The sequence below is a fragment of the Sphingomonas faeni genome, from assembly GCF_030817315.1.
GTDB lineage: Bacteria > Pseudomonadota > Alphaproteobacteria > Sphingomonadales > Sphingomonadaceae > Sphingomonas > Sphingomonas faeni_C.
In genome coordinates, this window is record NZ_JAUSZF010000001.1 from 1,192,421 (window position 1) to 1,209,961 (window position 17,541).

Annotated in this window: 14 protein-coding genes; 11 read left to right on the forward strand and 3 right to left on the reverse strand. The window is 65.8% G+C overall.

Features of this window, described 5'->3' with window-relative positions:
* Nucleotides 1-10: 10 nt before the first annotated feature.
* Nucleotides 11-580 (forward strand): DUF1190 domain-containing protein, encoded by a 570-nt coding sequence (locus QFZ54_RS05555; protein ID WP_307085207.1) that lies wholly within the window; start codon nucleotides 11-13, stop codon nucleotides 578-580.
* Between the two features lie 26 nt (nucleotides 581-606).
* Here the strand turns inward: QFZ54_RS05555 and QFZ54_RS05560 are convergent, their stop codons facing one another.
* Nucleotides 607-1,233, reverse strand: coding sequence for a glutathione S-transferase family protein (locus QFZ54_RS05560; RefSeq protein ID WP_307085208.1), 627 nt, complete (start codon nucleotides 1,231-1,233; stop codon nucleotides 607-609).
* A gap of 102 nt (nucleotides 1,234-1,335) precedes the next feature.
* On the opposite strand from QFZ54_RS05560, the gene QFZ54_RS05565 reads away from it, so the two are divergent.
* Nucleotides 1,336-2,757, forward strand: a complete 1,422-nt coding sequence (locus QFZ54_RS05565) for a dihydrolipoyl dehydrogenase (protein ID WP_307085211.1) — start codon at nucleotides 1,336-1,338, stop codon at nucleotides 2,755-2,757.
* Nucleotides 2,758-2,844: 87 nt separating this feature from the next.
* Here the strand turns inward: QFZ54_RS05565 and QFZ54_RS05570 are convergent, their stop codons facing one another.
* A complete protein-coding gene (locus tag QFZ54_RS05570; protein WP_307085213.1) occupies nucleotides 2,845-3,045 on the reverse strand; it encodes a hypothetical protein in 201 nt (66 codons plus the stop codon).
* Nucleotides 3,046-3,154: 109 nt separating this feature from the next.
* On the opposite strand from QFZ54_RS05570, the gene paoA reads away from it, so the two are divergent.
* The 4 genes from paoA (at nucleotide 3,155) to QFZ54_RS05590 (ending at nucleotide 7,995) form a co-directional block, all read left to right on the forward strand.
* Nucleotides 3,155-3,799: an aldehyde dehydrogenase iron-sulfur subunit PaoA gene (gene paoA, locus QFZ54_RS05575; protein ID WP_307085215.1), complete on the forward strand. Its 645-nt coding sequence runs from the start codon at nucleotides 3,155-3,157 to the stop codon at nucleotides 3,797-3,799.
* Entirely contained in the window at nucleotides 3,796-4,746 is a 951-nt protein-coding gene (locus QFZ54_RS05580) for an FAD binding domain-containing protein (protein ID WP_307085217.1), read from the forward strand. Before paoA ends, QFZ54_RS05580 begins: the two co-directional genes overlap by 4 nt.
* Before the next feature lie 5 nt (nucleotides 4,747-4,751).
* Entirely contained in the window at nucleotides 4,752-6,944 is a 2,193-nt protein-coding gene (gene paoC, locus QFZ54_RS05585) for an aldehyde oxidoreductase molybdenum-binding subunit PaoC (protein WP_307085218.1), read from the forward strand.
* 91 nt (nucleotides 6,945-7,035) lie between these two features.
* On the forward strand, nucleotides 7,036-7,995 hold the full coding sequence (locus QFZ54_RS05590) for an NAD(P)H-dependent flavin oxidoreductase (RefSeq protein WP_307085220.1): 960 nt from the start codon (nucleotides 7,036-7,038) through the stop codon (nucleotides 7,993-7,995).
* A 30-nt stretch (nucleotides 7,996-8,025) separates the two neighbouring features.
* On the opposite strand, the gene poxB is transcribed toward QFZ54_RS05590, so the two are convergent.
* Complete coding sequence (poxB, locus tag QFZ54_RS05595) at nucleotides 8,026-9,774, reverse strand: ubiquinone-dependent pyruvate dehydrogenase (protein WP_307085222.1); 1,749 nt, start codon at nucleotides 9,772-9,774, stop codon at nucleotides 8,026-8,028.
* 282 nt (nucleotides 9,775-10,056) lie between these two features.
* On the opposite strand from poxB, the gene QFZ54_RS05600 reads away from it, so the two are divergent.
* From QFZ54_RS05600 to QFZ54_RS05620, 5 genes are all read left to right on the forward strand, one after another.
* Nucleotides 10,057-11,391 (forward strand): glycoside hydrolase 5 family protein, encoded by a 1,335-nt coding sequence (locus QFZ54_RS05600; protein WP_307085224.1) that lies wholly within the window; start codon nucleotides 10,057-10,059, stop codon nucleotides 11,389-11,391.
* Nucleotides 11,392-11,429: 38 nt separating this feature from the next.
* On the forward strand, nucleotides 11,430-12,524 hold the full coding sequence (locus QFZ54_RS05605; RefSeq protein WP_307085226.1) for an SGNH/GDSL hydrolase family protein: 1,095 nt from the start codon (nucleotides 11,430-11,432) through the stop codon (nucleotides 12,522-12,524).
* A gap of 86 nt (nucleotides 12,525-12,610) precedes the next feature.
* Nucleotides 12,611-15,139 carry a glycoside hydrolase family 3 protein gene (locus QFZ54_RS05610; protein WP_307085228.1) on the forward strand — a complete coding sequence of 843 codons (2,529 nt, stop codon included), beginning with the start codon at nucleotides 12,611-12,613 and terminating at the stop codon, nucleotides 15,137-15,139.
* Complete coding sequence (locus QFZ54_RS05615; protein WP_307085230.1) at nucleotides 15,136-16,953, forward strand: glycoside hydrolase family 9 protein; 1,818 nt, start codon at nucleotides 15,136-15,138, stop codon at nucleotides 16,951-16,953. Before QFZ54_RS05610 ends, QFZ54_RS05615 begins: the two co-directional genes overlap by 4 nt.
* Before the next feature lie 151 nt (nucleotides 16,954-17,104).
* Nucleotides 17,105-17,488, forward strand: coding sequence for a DUF2946 family protein (locus QFZ54_RS05620; RefSeq protein WP_307085232.1), 384 nt, complete (start codon nucleotides 17,105-17,107; stop codon nucleotides 17,486-17,488).
* The last annotated feature ends 53 nt before the right edge of the window (nucleotides 17,489-17,541 follow it).

The following is a 17,541-nucleotide window of genomic DNA, read 5'->3' on the forward strand; positions in this document are numbered from 1 at the left end:
AGGCATAGCGATGAAGCGTTCCAGATCTATCGTCCTCACCAGCCTGATCGCAGGCTCGGGTATTTCATTGACCGCCTGCGACGGCGATGTCGGCGGCAAACCCGTCGAGGCGCAGAGCTATGCATCGGTACAGGAGTGCCGCGCGGCCGGCGCGCTGTCGGCGGTGCAATGCGACACCGCGTTCGAGCAGGCCAAGGCCGATGCCGCGAAGACCGCGCCACGGTTCCAGGATCGGCAGACTTGCGAAGAGCAATACGGCGCCGCGCAGTGCGAGCCGCGCAACAACGGCAGCGGCGGGAGCTTCTTTACGCCGCTGCTGACCGGCTTCCTCGTCGGGCAGGCGCTCAACGGCGGCTTCGGCAATCGCGGCGCACCGATGTACCGCGACCGCAACGGTAATTACTATGGCGGCGCAGGTGGCCGCATCAATCGCGACTATGTCACAGGCCGAACGCGCGTAGGCTCCGATGCCTTCACGCCAACCACCGCGAGAGCCCCTGCCCGAGTCCAGTCGCGCAGTTCGGTCATCTCGCGCGGTGGATTCGGTGGCGGCTTTGGTGGCCGCAGCTTCGGGGGGTAACGCAGCCGTTACCCCCCCGATTTCGTTTAGCGGCGGGCGGGCATCAGCGGGCCACCGATCTCAGTCGCGGCGATGAACGCCGGCCTCGCGCGCAGGCGATCCAGATACGCCGCGACGTCGGGATGCTCCTTGAGCAATCCGGCGCTCTCCGCGATCGCCAAGATGTAGCACATCTGGATATCGGCCAGCATCAACTGCTCGCCCATCAGATACGGACCATCGCCAACCCCCGCGCCGATATAGTCGAGCGTCTTGGTCACCTCGGGTCCGGTGAACTTGGCCAGGCCGTCGGGCAACCCGCCCATTCGCTTGCCGAGCGACGTCATCATGATCGGCAACGACGCCGAGCTTTCGACATATTGCAGCCATTCGTCGTGCACGGCGGCGGCATCGCTATCGACCGGCGGCGAGAAGCGGCGGTCGCCGTAATGCGCGTCGATGTACGACAGGATCGGCGCGCTCTCGGCCAGCGTGAGCGCGTCGTCGACCAGCACCGGCGCCTTGCCGAGCGGGTGGATCGCCTTGAGCTCGGGCGGCGCACGGAAATTCTCGTCGCGCTCGTATTTGACGAGGTCGTATTCGATACCGAGCTCTTCGAGCAGCCAGATCACACGGATCGAGCGCGAGTAGTTCAGGTGGTGGAGCGTTAACATAGGCGTCCTTCGGGTAGGAATGTGCTGCATCGCGGAACGGCTGGGCGGCATCGAAGGTTTCGTCGAGCGCGACCCCGGAATTCTCCGGCAACGGAGACATTCATGACCAAGCTGACCTGCGACGTGGCGATCATCGGCGCCGGTACCGCCGGCCTTGCCGCCGAGCGCAGCGCGCGTCGCAACGGCGCCAAGACGCTGCTGATCGACGAAGGCTTCAGCGGCACGACATGCGCGAGCGTAGGATGTATGCCCTCCAAGCTGTTGATCGCGGCGGGGAATGCGATGCACGCAGTGAACCACGCGGCGGTGTTCGGCGTCGAGGCGTCCGGCAAGGTCGACGGCGTCGCAGTGATGAAGCGCGTACGGAAAGAGCGCGATGCGTTCGTCGCGGGCGTCGAGGCATCGATCGACAAACTGCCCGAGGACGTGAAGATCAAGGCGCGTGCGAAATTTGCCGGTGCGACGATTCTGGCGCTCAGCGATGGCCGTGAGGTCCATGCGAAGTCGGTGGTGATCGCGACCGGATCGAGCCCTGCCATCCCCGAGATGTTCGACGCGGTGCGCGACCGCGTGCTGACCAACGAGAGCATCTTCGAACTCCAGGACCTTCCCAAGTCGCTTGGCGTGGTCGGTGCGGGCGCGCTGGGGATCGAACTCGCGCAGGCGATGGCGCGGCTCGGGGTCGAGACGATGGTGTTCGACATGGGCGAGACGGTTGGTGGTTTGAAGGACCGCCACGTGGCCGAAGCATATCACGCGATCCTGTCGCGTGAGATGCCGATCCTGCTGGGTGTCGAACTCGAGGTGGCACCCGTTGGCGATGGCGATGGCGTCATGCTCTCGTGGACGGGGTCCGCGTCCGGCGAACAGCGGTTCGACTATCTGCTCGTCGCGACCGGCCGCCCCCCGCGGATCAAGGATATCGGGCTGGAGACGACCGGCCTCGCGCTCGATGACCACGGCATGCCGGACTATGACCCGGAAACGATGCAGTGCGGCACCGCGCCCATCTTCATCGCGGGCGACGCGGATCATGACCGGGCGGTGCTGCACGAGGCGTCTTCCGAGGGGACGATCGCGGGGCGCAACGCCGCCAGCTATCCCGAGGTGACGCCGGGGAAGCGGAGCGTGCCGTTCGCAATCACCTTCACGCACCCCAACGTCGCGGTGATCGGCGAGATTGCGAAGGACGACGATGCGGATAGCGTCATCGGCACCGCATCATATGACGACCAGGGACGAGCGAAGGTCGAGGCGTGCAACGCCGGACTGGTGCGGTTCTATGCCGACCGCCGTGACGGGCGGCTGACCGGTGCGACGATGGCGGGGCCCGCGGTCGAGCACAGCGCGCATCTGATCGCATGGGCGATCCAGAGCGGCTGGACCGCGACCGAAGTGCTCGATCTGCCCTTCTACCACCCGACCTTCGAGGAAGGGATGAAAGGCGCGTTGCGGTCGATCTGCGCCGAAGTGCATGCACCGACGCCGCCGGATCGCGATGATGGGTTTACGCCCGGGACGTAACCGAACCCGTGATGAGAACTACCCCGGCCTCCGCCGCGGTGGTTACATTCGGGTAGCGCATCACAAACGCCGGTCGCTCGCTCGGCGCTACTCCTCAAGATCCAAATACGCGACGACGTCGTTCTCCGTCGCCAGATACAGGCCAGCCTGGACGTCCTCCTCCTGCTGCGCGGCGATTGCCATTGCCTCGCTCAGTGGACCATAGAAGAGCGTTGTTGCCGCCCCACCCTCGCCGCTATCGTCGAGATGATACAACCGCACCGATACGCTCGAAGAAATCGTCCGCATTACAATACCCTACCAAACCCATCATAATCTAGAATTCACGGAACCAAATGCGAAGCGGCGCAACTTTGGCTCGGCTCGCCCGTTACGCTAGCAGATACAGGGATTTACTATGCATCAGGATGAAAGTTTTCCGGTGTCGCGCCGTGGCGTGATTGCCGGTGGTGTCGCGTCGGCTACGTTGGCCGCGGCTCCCGTTGCCCAGGCTCAGACCCAGGGCACCGCGCAATCGGCCCCGCCGACCATGCCTGTCACGCTCAAGGTCAATGGCCGGACCACCAAGCTCAACGTCGACACGCGCACCACGCTGCTCGACGCGCTGCGTGAGAATTTAAAGCTCACCGGTACCAAGAAGGGCTGCGACCACGGCCAGTGCGGCGCGTGCACGGTCATCGTCGAGGGTCGCCGCATCAATAGCTGCCTGACGCTCGCGGTCATGCATGAAGGCGAAGAGATCACGACGATCGAAGGCCTCGGCACGCCCGAGAAGCTCCACGCGATGCAGGCGGCGTTCGTCAAGCATGACGGCTATCAATGCGGCTATTGCACCCCCGGCCAGATCTGTTCGGCGGTCGCGACGCTCGGCGAAATCAAGGCGGGCATCCCCAGCCATGTCACCGGCGACATCGCTGCACAGCCAACCGTCACAACCGACGAACTGCGCGAGCGGATGAGCGGCAACATCTGCCGCTGCGGTGCCTATGCGAACATCATCGACGCGATCCACGACGTCGCCGGTACGGAGCGCACCGCATGAAGGCCTTTACCTACGAGCGCGCGACCTCGACGAAGGATGCCGCGAGCGCCGCGGTCCGCACGCCAGGCGCGAAGTTCATCGCCGGCGGCACCAACCTGCTCGACCTGATGAAGCTCCAGATCGAGACGCCGCAGCACCTGATCGACGTCAACGGGCTCGGCCTCGACAAGATCACGGCGACTTCCGACGGCGGTCTCCGTGTCGGCGCGCTCGTCCGTAACACCGACCTCGCCGCCGACGCGCGCGTGCGGAAGGATTACGGCGTACTCAGCCGTGCGCTGGTATCCGGCGCATCCGGCCAGCTTCGCAACAAGGCGACGACCGCCGGCAATCTGCTCCAGCGCACGCGGTGCCCGTATTTCTACGACACCACCAAGCCTTGCAACAAGCGTCAACCCGGCAGCGGCTGTGCGGCGATCGGTGGGTTCAACCGCAACCTCGCGGTGATGGGCACGAGCGAGGCATGCATTGCCACGCACCCGAGCGACATGGCCGTTGCGATGCGCGTACTCGACGCGACGGTCGAGACGGTGAACGCCGCCGGCCAGACGCGGGCGATCCCGATTGCCGACTTCCATCGCCTCCCCGGTGCTACGCCGAACATCGAAACCTCGCTTGCGCCGGGTGAACTGATCACCGCCGTCACGTTGCCGAAGCCGATCGGTGGCACGCATATCTACCAGAAGGTGCGTGACCGTGCGTCCTACGCGTTCGCGCTGATCTCGGTCGCTGCCGTGATCCAGCCGGGTGGTCGTGGGCGTCTCGCCTTCGGGGGCCTCGCGCACAAGCCGTGGCGCGTCGAAGCCGCCGAGGCTCAGATGCCGAATGGCGCCAAGGCTACCGCGTCGGCAGTCCTCGCCGGCGCCCGCACCACATCACAGAACGCGTTCAAGCTGCCGTTGGTCGAACGCACCATCGGCGCCGTGTTCGAAGAAGCGAAGGCCTGATCGCCATGAAGTTCGATACCCCAGCCACGGCGAACCCGACCGACCGCATGAAGGTGCTTGGCAAGCCGCTCGACCGTGTCGATGGCAAGCTGAAGACCACCGGCACCGCGCATTATGCCTATGAGCGCAACGACGTCGCGCCGAACGCGGCCTACGGCTACATCGTGGGTTCGGCGATCGCCAAGGGACGGATCGATAGCATCGACGACGCCGACGCGAAGGCTGCGCCCGGCGTGCTCGCCGTCGTTACCTATAAGAATGCCGGCACGGTTGCGAAGGCCAAGGCCCATACCGCGCGGATGCTCGCCGGCCCCGACGTCCAGCATTACGATCAGGCCGTCGCCGTCGTCGTCGCCGAGACGTTCGAACAGGCCCGTGCCGCCGCCAAGTTGTTGCGTGTGACCTACGCGCGAACCGCTGGCAGCTTCGATCTGGCAGCGGTCAAGGCATCGGCAACCAAACCCAAGGACGGCAACCCCGATACCGCCGTCGGCAATTTCGCGGGTGCGTTCGCCAAGGCCGCCGTCAAGCTCGATGAGCAGTACACCACGCCCGATCAGAGCCACACGATGATGGAGCCGCATTCCACGACGGCCGCGTGGCAGGGTGATAAGCTGACCCTGTGGACGTCGAACCAGATGATAAACTGGGCGGTCCGCGACATGAGCGAGACCTTGGGCATGCCGAAGGAAAACATCCACGTGATGTCGCCCTATGTCGGCGGCGGTTTCGGGTCGAAGCTCTGGATCCGCAGCGATGCGGTCATGGCGGCGCTCGGCTCGCGCGCGATCGGCGGGCGTCCGGTGAAGCTGGCCCTCGCGCGTCCGCAGGTCATGAACAACACCACGCATCGCCCCGCGACGATCCAGCGTCTCCGCATCGGAGCGCAGAAGGACGGCAAGATCACCGCGATCGCGCATGAGAGCTGGTCGGGCGATCTCCCCGGCGGTGGCCCAGAGACCGCGCCGAACGCGACTCGGCTCCTCTACGCCGGCGCCAATCGCATGACTGCGACGCGCCTCGCGGTGCTCGATCTTCCCGAGGGCAACGCGATGCGTGCGCCGGGTGAGGCGGTCGGCCTGCTCGCGCTCGAAGCGGCGATGGATGAGCTTGCTGAGAAGCTGAAGATGGACCCGGTCCAGCTGCGGATCATCAACGATACGCAGGTCGATCCGGAAAAGCCGACGCGCCAATTCTCGCAGCGCGATCTGGTCGGCTGCCTGAAAACGGGCGCCGAACGCTTCGGCTGGAACAAGCGCAATCCCGTTCCGGGTCAGGTTCGCGACGGTCGTTGGCTGGTCGGCATGGGCATGGCGTCGGCATTCCGCGACAACGTCACGATGAAGTCGGGCGCACGCGTCGGGATCGACAAGAAGGGCGTCGTGACGGTCGCTACCGACATGACGGACATCGGCACCGGCAGCTACACAATCATCGCGCAGACCGCGGCGGAATTGATGGGCGTGCCGATGGACAAGGTCATCGTCCTGCTCGGCGACAGCAGCTTCCCGACCTCGTCGGGCTCGGGTGGCCAGTGGGGCGGCAACAGCTCGACCGCGGGTGTCTACGCGGCTTGCATGGAGTTGCGCGCGCGGGTGGCCCAGAAGCTCGGGTTCAACTCGACCGACGTCGTGTTCGAGGACGGCAAGGTCAAGTCGGGCAACCGCAGCGTTTCGCTGTCCGAGGCAGCGGGCGATGCCGGCCTATCGGCAGAGGATTCGATCGAGTTCGGCGACCTGACCAAGACCTATGCGCAGGCCACGTTCGGCGCGCATTTCGTCGAGGTCGGCGTTGATTCGGCGACTGGCGAGATCCGCGTTCGCCGGATGAGCGGTGCATTCGCCGCCGGTCGTATCCTCAACCCGAAATCGGCACGCAGCCAGGTTATCGGCGCGATGACGATGGGCGTCGGCGCGGCGCTGATGGAGGACGCGATCGTCGACAAGCGGTTCGGCTATTTCGTCAACCACGACCTCGCCGAATATCACGTGCCGGCGCATGCCGACATCCCGATGCAGGACGTGTTCTTCATGGACGAACTCGACGAGAAGTCCTCGCCGATGAAGGCCAAGGGCATCGGCGAGCTAGGCCTCTGCGGTGTCGGCGCCGCGATCGCCAACGCCGTCTACAACGCGTGCGGCGTCCGCATCCGCGAATACCCGCTGACGCTCGACAAGGTCATCGGCAAGATGGCCTGACACCCTGCCCTCCATACCGCCGCATCTGCGACCGGGGTGGAGGGCAAAAGTGGCTCTGGCGTGCGCGAATGGGTTGCGCTAGAAAACCCATATGACCGTACCCGCTATTCTAAAAAACCTGCGCCTGCCCGTTATCGGCTCGCCGTTGTTCATCATTTCCGGACCCGATCTGGTGATCGCGCAGTGCAAGGCGGGTATCGTCGGTTCGTTTCCCGCGCTCAACGCACGACCGCAGGCCATGCTCGACGAGTGGCTGCACCGGATCACCGAGGAACTCAGCGCGCATAATCGCGCGAACCCCGATCGCCCGGCGGCGCCGTTCGCGGTCAACCAGATCGTTCACAAGTCCAACGATCGTCTCGAAAGCGACCTGGAAACGTGCGCGAAGTGGCAGGTGCCGATCGTCATCACCTCGCTCGGCGCGCGCGAGGACCTCAATACCGCGGTGCACGGCTGGGGCGGCATCACGCTGCACGACGTGATCGACGACCGGTTTGCGCGCAAGGCGATCGAGAAAGGTGCCGACGGCTTGATCGCAGTGGCGGCTGGCGCGGGCGGTCATGCGGGTCGTCTCTCACCGTTCGCGATCGTCCAGGAAATCCGCCAGTGGTTCGACGGCCCTTTAGCGTTGTCGGGCTCGATCGCGACCGGCGACGCCGTCCTCGCCGCCCAGGCGATGGGCGCGGACTTCGGCTATATGGGTTCGCCGTTCATCGCAACGACCGAGGCGAACGCTGATCAGGCGTACAAGGACGGCATCGTCGCCGGCAAAGCCTCCGACATCATCTATTCCAACCTCTTCACCGGCGTGCACGGCAACTATCTGCGCGCGTCGATCCAGGCAGCGGGAATGGACCCGGACAACCTCCCCGAGGGCGACCTGAAGACGATGGACTTCGGCGGCGGCAACGGTTCCAAACCCAAAGCTTGGAAGGACATCTGGGGCTCGGGCCAGGGCATCGGCGCGGTCACCGAGGTCGAGAGCGTCGCCGACCGCGTCGATCGCCTCGAACGCGAATATCGTGCAGCGCGGGTCCGTCTTTCTCTCTGACGGACCCGGCACCGACCGATCTCGGCTCGCTCAGAACAGGCGTTTAAGCAAGCCGACATTGGTCTTGCCCAGCTCGACCACCTCGTCGCCGCGCCCGCTGATGATCGCCTTCGCCATGTAGAGCGTAAAGCCCCTCATCTGCTCCAGCGTGATCTTCGGCGGCATCGACAATTCGGTCCGCGCGGTAACGGCGTCGAGCAGAGCCGGCCCCGGATGCGCCAGTACCTCGCGGATACCTGCTTCGACGTCACCCGGATCGGTAACGCGCACGCCGTGGATCCCGATCGCCCGCGCCATCGCCGCAAAATCGGGGTTGTCGAGCGCGACGCCGGTCTCGACCAGTCCCGCCGCCTTCATCTCCATCTCGACGAACCCCAGCGTGCCGTTGTTGAAGACAATGATCTTCACCGGCAGGCCAAGCTGGCGGACCGTCAGCAATTCGCCCATCAGCATCGCCAGCCCGCCGTCGCCCGACAACGTCACCACCTGCCGCGCGGGATAAGCCGCCTGCACACCGATTGCCTGCGGCAGCGCGTTCGCCATCGATCCGTGGTTGAACGAGCCGATCAACCTTCGCCGGCCGTTCATCTTCAGATAGCGCGCAGCCCATACCGTCGGCGTACCGACGTCGCAGGCGAACACCGCATCGTCCGCCGCCTGCTCGCTGAGGACACGCGCGACGTGTTGCGGGTGGACGATGCCACTGCCCGGTGTTCCGTCCGCCAGATCGTCCAGCCCCTCGCGCGACTTCGCATAATTCTCAATCGCGGACTTGAGGAAGCTGCCATCGCGCCCGGTCCTCACTCGCGGAGTCAGGGCCGCAAGAGTAGCGCCAACATCACCGACAAGCCCAATATCGATCGCCGTCCGCCGCCCTAGGTTTTTCGGGATCAGATCGATCTGCGCGACCTTCGCATTCTCCGGATAGAATTGCCGATACGGGAAATCCGTCCCCAGCATCAGTAGCACGTCGCACGCCATCATCGCGTCGTAGCCGCTCGCAAAGCCGATCAGCCCGGTCATGCCGACGTCATAGGGGTTATCGTATTCGACGAATTCCTTGCCACCCAGCGCATGGACGATCGGCGCCTGAAGCACGCCCGCCAGCTTGACGAGTTCGGCATGTGCCGTGCGGCATCCCCGCCCCGCCAGGATCGTCACCTTCTCCGCGCCGTTCAACAGCGCGGCGAGTTCGGCGATGTCCGCCTCTGCCGGTATCGTCACCGAAGGCGGCGGCAGGAGCGCACCCTTCGACCGTGCGAGCGTGCCCGTCGTCGACCGCAGCGCGACGTCGCCCGGCATCGCGACGACCGAGACCCCGCGGTGCCCGACCGCAGCCCGGATCGCGGTCTCCAGCGTTCGCGGCATCTGGTCCGCATCGGAGATCGTCTCGCAATAGACGCTGCATTCGCGGAACAGCGCTTCCGGCCGCGTCTCCTGGAAATAGTTCGAGCCCACCTCCCCGCTCGGTACCTGCGCGGCGATCGCCAGCACCGGCACCCGGGTCCGGTTGCAGTCGTAAAGCCCGTTGATGAGGTGCATGTTACCCGGCCCGCACGATCCAGCGCAAACCGCGAGCTTGCCCGTCAGCTGCGCCTCCGCTCCCGCGGCAAACGCTGCAGCCTCCTCGTTGCGGACGTGGATCCACTCGATCTTGCCTTGTCGCCGCAAGCTGTCGGTGAGGCCGTTGAGGCTGTCGCCGACGACGCCATAGATTCGCTCGACGCCCGCAAGATGCAACGTCTCGGCGAACAGGTCGGCGATGATGGTCTTGGACATGAAGCAGCTCCGGGCAGTGATGATGACCGGCCTCGACCGGCGAGGCGGCAGTGCATCAACGCGTTCCGGTATGATCGGGATGCAAGGAATGCCGGCTGCTCGTCGGCAACCGGGCTCGCGCCGCCCCTTTCGGCAGAAGTATGATAAATCGCGATGGCGCGACGCCGCAAGCAAACCTAAAGATGGCGGTACGGCGCAGTGGCCCGTGACGATCGGCGGAATATCCGACGGCAAACGGTCCGCGAGCGCTCGTAAACCGGGGGGGACGCAGTGGACAAGGCGATGATCGGTCGGCGTGCGGCGCTGTTGGGAGGCGTAGCGCTCGTCGCGGCATGCGCGAGCGACGGAAGTCTCGGCAAAACGCAAGCAAAGCCGTTCGTGACCGTCGACGGCACCGGCTTCCTGCGTGGCGGCAAGCCCTACCGCTATGCCGGCGCCAACATCTGGTACGGCGCCTGGCTCGGTGCCGAGACCGCGTACGGCAACCGCGCCCGCCTCGGACGCGAACTGGACCGCCTCAAGGCGCTCGGCGTCCGCAACTTGCGCATCCTCGGCTCGGCAGAAGTCTCGCCGCTGAAGAACTCGATCACCCCGGGCTTCCGCGACCGGACCGCGACCTACAACGAGGATCTGCTCGAGGGACTCGACTGGATGCTCGCCGAAATGGCGAAGCGCGACATGACCGCCGTGATCTACCTGACCAACTTCTGGGAATGGTCGGGCGGGATGATGACGTATCTGTCGTGGGTCAACGGCGGACGGTTCATCGACATGAACGACCCCGCGCACCCCTGGCCAGAGTTCGCCGACCGGAACGCCCCGTTCTATGCCAACGGCCAAGCGCAGGCGATGTACCGCGACTATATCCGCGCGGTCGTCTCTCGGACCAACAGCGTCACCGGCACGGCGTATGCCGCGGATCCGACGATCATGGCGTGGCAGCTGGCGAACGAGCCACGGCCGGCTGGTAGCGCGGCGGTCGCCGTTCCCAACCTGCCCGCCTTCTACCGCTGGATCGACGAGACCGCGCGGTACATCAAGACGCTTGATCCCAATCACCTCGTCTCGACCGGCTCGGAAGGGCTGAAGGGTTCGATCGAGCGCGATGACGTCGTACTCGCCGCACATCGTTCGCGGTCGATCGACTATCTTACCGCGCATATCTGGCCGAACAACTGGACGTGGATGGATGCAGGCGATCTCGCCGGCACCTATGATGCGGGCGCGGCGAAGGTCGCCGCCTATATCAACGCGCATATCCGGCTCGCCACCACGCTCGGCAAGCCGCTGGTGATCGAGGAGTTCGGCTATCCGCGCGACGGGAAGACCGCCTACGACCCAACGATCGCGACGGTCTACAAGGATCGGTTCTACCGCCAGATCTACGCGGCGATCGAGGCAAACGCCAAGTCCGGTGAGCCGCTCGCAGGCTCGAACTTCTGGGCCTGGAACGGCGAGGCGCGTACGCCGCATGCCGACCACCGGTTCCAGCGCGGCGACCTCGGCTATATGGGCGATCCGCCGCACGAACCGCAGGGTTGGTACGGCGTATTCGACAGCGACGCCGCGACGCAGGATGTGATCCGCACGCATGCTGTGGTCATGGCAGCGCTCTGATGCTGGCCCCATCGTCACACCGAACCGAAGGACACGCTATGCGAACCGCCTTGGGCCTGCTCGCCGCCGCGCTGCTGTCGACCTCGGCGATCGCAACGCCGGTCGTCGTCACGCAGGTATCGAGCAAGGTGGGCGCGATGCTTCCGACGCATATCGGCGGCCGTGTCGAGAGGACGGCGGACGGCTATCGACGGCAATGGCCGGGCACCTATTTCGAGGCGAACTTTCGCGGGCGCGGGGTGCTGCTGAGGATCGGCGAGGGCGACGTCGCGTTGCGTATCTCGCTCGACGCGTCGGTCCCGACGTCGCTGTTCAAGCCCAAGCCCGGCCTCTACCGCATCGACGCGGCATCGAACGGCCGGCACAGCATCCGCGTGGAAATCGCCAGCGAAAGCCAGGCCGCATCGACCGTCTTCGGCGGCTTCTACGCCGCGCCGGGAACACGTGGGCTGGCGGCCCCTGCCCGTGCGCGACAGATAGAGTTCATCGGCGACTCCCATACCGTCGGCTACGGTAACCTCTCGACCAAGCGCGATTGCACCCAGGAGGAAGTCTGGGCGACCACCGACACTTCGAAGGCGACGCCGGCGCTGACCGCACAGCGTTACGGCGCGGATTATCAGGTCAACGCGATCTCGGGCCGCGGGATCGTCCGCAATTACAACGGCATGGCGGCCGACACGCTTCCCGCCGCCTATCCCTTCACGCTGTTCGACAAGGCGACGCGCTACGTCGATCCGGCCTGGCGTCCTCGCCTGTTCGTCATCGCGCTCGGTACCAACGACTTCACCACCGCGCTTCACCCAGGCGAACCGTGGAAGACGCGCGAGGCGCTCCACGCCGACTATGAGCAGCGCTATGTGGACTTCGTCAAACGTCTTCGGGCTCGGGATCCGGACGCGCATGTCGTCCTGTGGGCAACCGACATGGTAAATGGCGAGATCGCCGCGGAAGTCGGCAAGGTCGCCGCGCGCCTGAACGCCGAGGGGCAGCGCAACGTCGCGTTCGTACCCGTTACCGGTCTCGCGTTGACGGGGTGCAACTCGCACCCGTCGACTGCCGACGATGCCCGGATCGCTACGGCATTGTCCGGCTATATCGACGCGCATCCCGAGATGTGGGTCCGTCGATAGCCAAATGATTTGCACCGCGCTGCCCTCACCCGGTAGCGAGGACACAAGAACAGGGTCGCGTCAGCGCACCGTCCGGGGAGAGTATGATGTCAGCCAGTTTTTCCAGCTTCACGATCGCGCTTCTGCTGCAGTCGGCGGCGACGCCCGTCGCGGCACCGACCGCGTCCCTCTCACCCGTCGCGCACCCGGAAATCTGGCCGACCGCCAACGCACGTCCCTCGCGCGATCCGAAGGTCGAGGCGCGGATCGATGCGATCTTGAAGCGCATGTCGGTCGCCGACAAGATCGGCCAGTTGATCCAGGTCGACATCGCCAGCATCGAGCCGTCGGATCTGCGTACCTACAAGCTCGGCTCGATCCTCAACGGCGGCAATTCGGGCCCTGGCGGCAACGACCTCGCACCACCCGTCGAGTGGCTCAAACTCGCGGATCAATTCTATGAGGCCTCCATGGCGCGCACCGACGGGCGCCCCGCGATCCCGGTGATCTGGGGCACCGACGCGGTCCACGGCAACAACAACATCCCCGGCGCCACGCTCTTCCCGCACAATATCGGCCTCGGCGCGACCCGCGACCGCGACCTGATGCGCGAGATCGGCCACGTCACCGCGATCGAGACCGCCGCCGCCGGCATCGACTGGACCTTTGCCCCCACGCTCGCTGTCGTCCGTGACGACCGCTGGGGCCGCACCTATGAGAGCTATTCGGAAGAACCGACGATCCAGGCGGATTTCGCAGGCGCGGTGATCGAAGGCGTCCAGGGCAAGGTCGGCACGAAGGAGTTCCTCGCGCCCGACCGCGTGATCGCGACGACCAAGCACTTCCTCGGCGATGGCGGCACCGGCGGTCGCGACCAGGGCGATGCGCGCATTCCCGAAACCGCTTTGCGCGACATTCACCTCGGCGGCTATCCGTCAGCGATCGAAGCCGGCACGCAGTCGGTCATGGCCAGCTTCTCGAGCTGGAACGGCGCCAAGATGCACGGCAACAAGAGTCTGCTGACCGGCGTGCTGAAAGATCGGCTCCATTTCGACGGCTTCGTAGTCGGCGACTGGAACGGGCACGGCCAGGTCGATGGCTGCTCGAACGAGAGTTGCGCCGCCGCTATCAACGCCGGGCTCGACATGTTCATGTATTCGGGCAGCGGGTGGAAAACGCTCTACGACAACACGTTGAAGCAGGCACAGTCGGGTGAGATCCCCGCCGCACGCCTCGACGACGCCGTTCGCCGCATCCTTCGCGTGAAGATCCGTGCCGGCACGTTCGATCGCGGCCGCCCGTCGTCGCGCGCGCTCGCCGGCAAGATGACCCTGATCGGCGCCGCCGACCACCGTGCCATCGCCCGCCGGGCGGTGCGGGAATCGATGGTGCTGCTCAAGAACGAAGGCGGCCTGCTCCCGCTGAAGCCTTCGGCCAACATCCTCGTCGCAGGGGTCGGTGCCGACGACGTCGCGCAGCAGGCAGGCGGCTGGTCGCTGACTTGGCAGGGCACGGGCTTGACCAACGCCAATTTCCCGAACGCCGAAACGATCTGGTCGGGCATCAGCACGGCGGTGAAGACCGCGGGCGGCACTGCAACGCTGTCGGCCGACGGCAGCTTCGCTAAGAAACCCGACGCGGCGATCGTCGTGTTCGGCGAACAACCCTATGCCGAGTTCAAGGGTGATCGCCCGAACCTCGAATACAGCCCCGACGACAAGTCCGACCTCGAGCTGTTGCGCAAGCTGAAAGCCGCGGGCGTGCCGGTCGTCGCAGTATTCCTGTCGGGGCGTCCGCTCTGGGTGAACGCCGAAATGAACGCCTCCGACGCATTCGTCGCCGCGTTTCTGCCGGGTACCGAGGGCGGCGGCGTGGCCGACGTGCTGTTCCGCAAGAAGGACGGCAGCGTCGCCAACGACTTCCGCGGCAAGCTGAGCTTCTCCTGGCCCAAGCGACCCGACCAGTATGTCCTCAACCGCTCCGACCCCGGCTACGACCCGCTGTTCCAGTTCGGCTATGGCCTCACCTACGCCAAGCCGAGCGCCGTCCCCAAGCTCGACGAAGCGCGCCCCGCGGGCATGGCCGCATCGTCGAATGGCACGATCTTCGGCAAGGGCCGCGTTCCGGAGGGCTGGTCGCTCACCTTGGTCGAACAAGACCAGTCGAAGGTCCGCCTGCTCGGCGCCAACGCGACCACCGCAACCAAGCGCCTCACCGCCTCCGCCGTCGACCGTCGTCGCCAGGAAGACGCGCGCGCGCTCGTCTGGGCGGGTGGCCCCGCGGACGCCCGTGTCGAGGCGTCCGGTCCGCTCGACCTGACCCGCGAGAGCAATGGCGAGTTGAGCCTAGTCGTCGACGTCCGCGTCGATCGCGCCGGCAGCGCACCTGTGAACCTCGGCATGGTCAGCAACGACGGGAAGGCAGTCACCGTCCCGATCACGAAGACGCTCGCGGCGGGCAAGCCCGGCGAGTGGCAGCAGGTCATCGTCCCGCTCCAATGCTTCGCCAAGCGGGGGATCGACATGGCGCACGTCACCGCGCCGTTCGTGATCGCCACCGACGGCAAGCTCGGCCTGTCGATGTCCGACGTGAAGATCGACTCGGCACCCGTGCCGATGACGAAGTGCGGCGATTGAGCCGGCTCCTTCTGGGTGCGGCCGCCGTCCTGCTGACGACCGCCGCCACGCAAGCGCCGCCTGCGCCGATCCGGATCGACCAGGCCGGGTTCGAGACGCACGGCCCCAAGATCGCCGTCCTGCCGTCCACGCAGGGCAAGCCGCTCGCGTGGACGCTCACCGATGCGCGCGGCAAGACCGTCGCGTCGGGACAGACGACACCGGTCGGGCCCGATGCAGCCTCGGGCGAAAGCGTCCACCGGATCGACTTCGGGACGTTCCAGACCCCCGGCACCGGCTATCGCCTGCGTGTCGGCAGCGACGCCAGTCACCCCTTCGCGATCGCCGATCGCCCATTCCTGCGCGTGGCGACCGCGGCGATGGCGTTCTTCTACCAACAGCGAAGCGGCGTGCCGATCCTGCCCGCCTTTGTCGAACGTAAGGACCTGGCCCGCCCTGCCGGCCATGCTCCCGACATCGCCACCTGCTTTGCCGGCGTTGACCAGAAGGGCGTGAAATGGCCCGGTTGCAGCTACAGGATCGATGCGACCGGCGGCTGGTACGATGCCGGCGACCACGGCAAATACGTCGTCAACGGCGGCGTCTCGACCTGGACGTTGCTCGATCTCTACGAACGCTTGCCCGCGTTGGGTGACGCAAACGCGTTCGCCGATGGCCGCCTCGCGCTGCCCGAACGCGCCAACGGCAAAAACGACCTGCTCGACGAAGCGCGCGTCGAGGTCGCGTTCCTGCTCTCGATGCAGATACCCGACGGCACGAAGCTGGCTGTCGCACCCGACGCCGGCGTCGCGGGGAAGACCATCACCCGGTTCGAAACGATCGACGCGAGCGGACTTGTCCATACCAAGATCGCCGACGAGAACTGGACCGGGCTTCCGACAGCGCCTGCCGAAGACCGCCAGACCCGCTTCCTGTACCCGCCCTCGACCGCGGCGACGCTGAACATGGTCGGCGTCGCAGCGCAGTGCGCGCGGATCTGGCGAACGATCGACCCGGCCTTCGCGACCAAATGCCTGACTGCGGCTCGCCGCGGCTGGGCCGCAGCGCTCCGCCACCCGAACCTCCTCACCAGCTCCGACTTCACCGGCAGCGGCGGCTACGGCGACCCCGAAGTTCACGATGAATTTACCTTCGCCGCCGCACAACTATACGCCACAACCAGTGAACCCGCGTTCCTCGACCGCCTGCGCAGCGATGGCGTCTTCACCGATCTCGGAACGGATATCGGCTGGGGCTCGCTAAAGCTGGCCGGCGCACTGACGCTTGTAACCCTGCCCGACACGCTACCCGCGGACGACCGCGCCAAACTCCGCAGCCGGATAACCGCGCTCGCGGACGGTTTTGTCGCCGAAGGCAAGCGCAACGGCTACGGCATACCCTTCGGTGGCACTAACTACCCCTGGGGATCGAGCAGTTCGATCCTGAACCGCGCGATCGTGCTTGGCGTCGCGTGGCAGATCGACCGCAAGCCCGTCTATCGCGACGCTGTCGTGGCGAGCCTCGACTACATCCTCGGTCGCAACCCACTCGACCGCTCCTACGTCACCGGCATCGGCACGCGTCCCGTGCAGCACCCGCATCACCGCTTCTGGGCCGCTGCCGCGGACAAGCGCTACCCCGCGCCACCCACCGGCGTCCTGTCAGGCGGTCCCAATTCCGCCGCGGCTAACGAACCCGGTCCGATGAAGGGCTGCGCACCACAGACCTGCTGGATCGACGACTACCGCGCGTTTACAGTGAACGAAGTCGCGATCAACTGGAACGCTCCCCTGGTCTGGACTGCCGCCTTTTTGGATGCGACCCGGCGACGTTAGTCGCGCAGCAGCCCTTGGCGATCCGCTCGAACGATCGCCGAGGGCCTTTACCGTGAACCCGGATATCTGGCGCGAAGAGACGTTTCGTCCACGTGACAGGGTCATGGCCAGCGGGTAGGTTGTTCACGTGGCTGGTCTCCGTCGCCTTCTCATGGATCATCGCGCCCTGGCGGCGTGGGTGCTTGCCTGTGCGTTGGCGATGAAGATCCTCGTGCCAGCCGGGTTCATGCCCGTCATATCCGTGACCGGTATGTCGATCGAGATTTGCGGCGGCACCGCTCGCGCGCAGGGGGCGATGGCTATGCCCGGCATGGCGCATCATTCGGACAAGTCCGATCATCAGGGTCGGGACATGCCCTGCGCCTTCTCCGGACTGACCGCGCCGTCGCTGGCGGCTGCCGATCCGGTGCTGCTCGCGATCGCGATAGGGTTTATCATCCGTCTCGTCTTCCGCGTGAGAACCGCAGCGCCGGTCGTCGCACATGCGCATCTGCGACCACCCTTGCGAGGCCCCCCGCCCTTCCCTGCCGCATGATCGCTCGGTCTTTGGACCGGGCGCGATCACGATGTTTCGGCTGGTCCGCCAGG

Coding starts and splice junctions, on each gene's coding strand:
- paoA (WP_307085215.1), top strand. CDS start 3,155: ATGCATCAGGATGAAAGTTTTCCGGTGTCGCGCCGTGGCGTGATTGCC.
- paoC (WP_307085218.1), top strand. CDS start 4,752: ATGAAGTTCGATACCCCAGCCACGGCGAACCCGACCGACCGCATGAAG.
- QFZ54_RS05620 (WP_307085232.1), top strand. CDS start 17,105: ATGGATCATCGCGCCCTGGCGGCGTGGGTGCTTGCCTGTGCGTTGGCG.
- QFZ54_RS05600 (WP_307085224.1), top strand. CDS start 10,057: ATGATCGGTCGGCGTGCGGCGCTGTTGGGAGGCGTAGCGCTCGTCGCG.
- QFZ54_RS05560 (WP_307085208.1), bottom strand. CDS start 1,233: ATGTTAACGCTCCACCACCTGAACTACTCGCGCTCGATCCGTGTGATC.
- QFZ54_RS05565 (WP_307085211.1), top strand. CDS start 1,336: ATGACCAAGCTGACCTGCGACGTGGCGATCATCGGCGCCGGTACCGCC.
- poxB (WP_307085222.1), bottom strand. CDS start 9,774: ATGTCCAAGACCATCATCGCCGACCTGTTCGCCGAGACGTTGCATCTT.
- QFZ54_RS05570 (WP_307085213.1), bottom strand. CDS start 3,045: ATGCGGACGATTTCTTCGAGCGTATCGGTGCGGTTGTATCATCTCGAC.
- QFZ54_RS05605 (WP_307085226.1), top strand. CDS start 11,430: ATGCGAACCGCCTTGGGCCTGCTCGCCGCCGCGCTGCTGTCGACCTCG.
- QFZ54_RS05555 (WP_307085207.1), top strand. CDS start 11: ATGAAGCGTTCCAGATCTATCGTCCTCACCAGCCTGATCGCAGGCTCG.
- QFZ54_RS05590 (WP_307085220.1), top strand. CDS start 7,036: ATGACCGTACCCGCTATTCTAAAAAACCTGCGCCTGCCCGTTATCGGC.
- QFZ54_RS05580 (WP_307085217.1), top strand. CDS start 3,796: ATGAAGGCCTTTACCTACGAGCGCGCGACCTCGACGAAGGATGCCGCG.
- QFZ54_RS05610 (WP_307085228.1), top strand. CDS start 12,611: ATGTCAGCCAGTTTTTCCAGCTTCACGATCGCGCTTCTGCTGCAGTCG.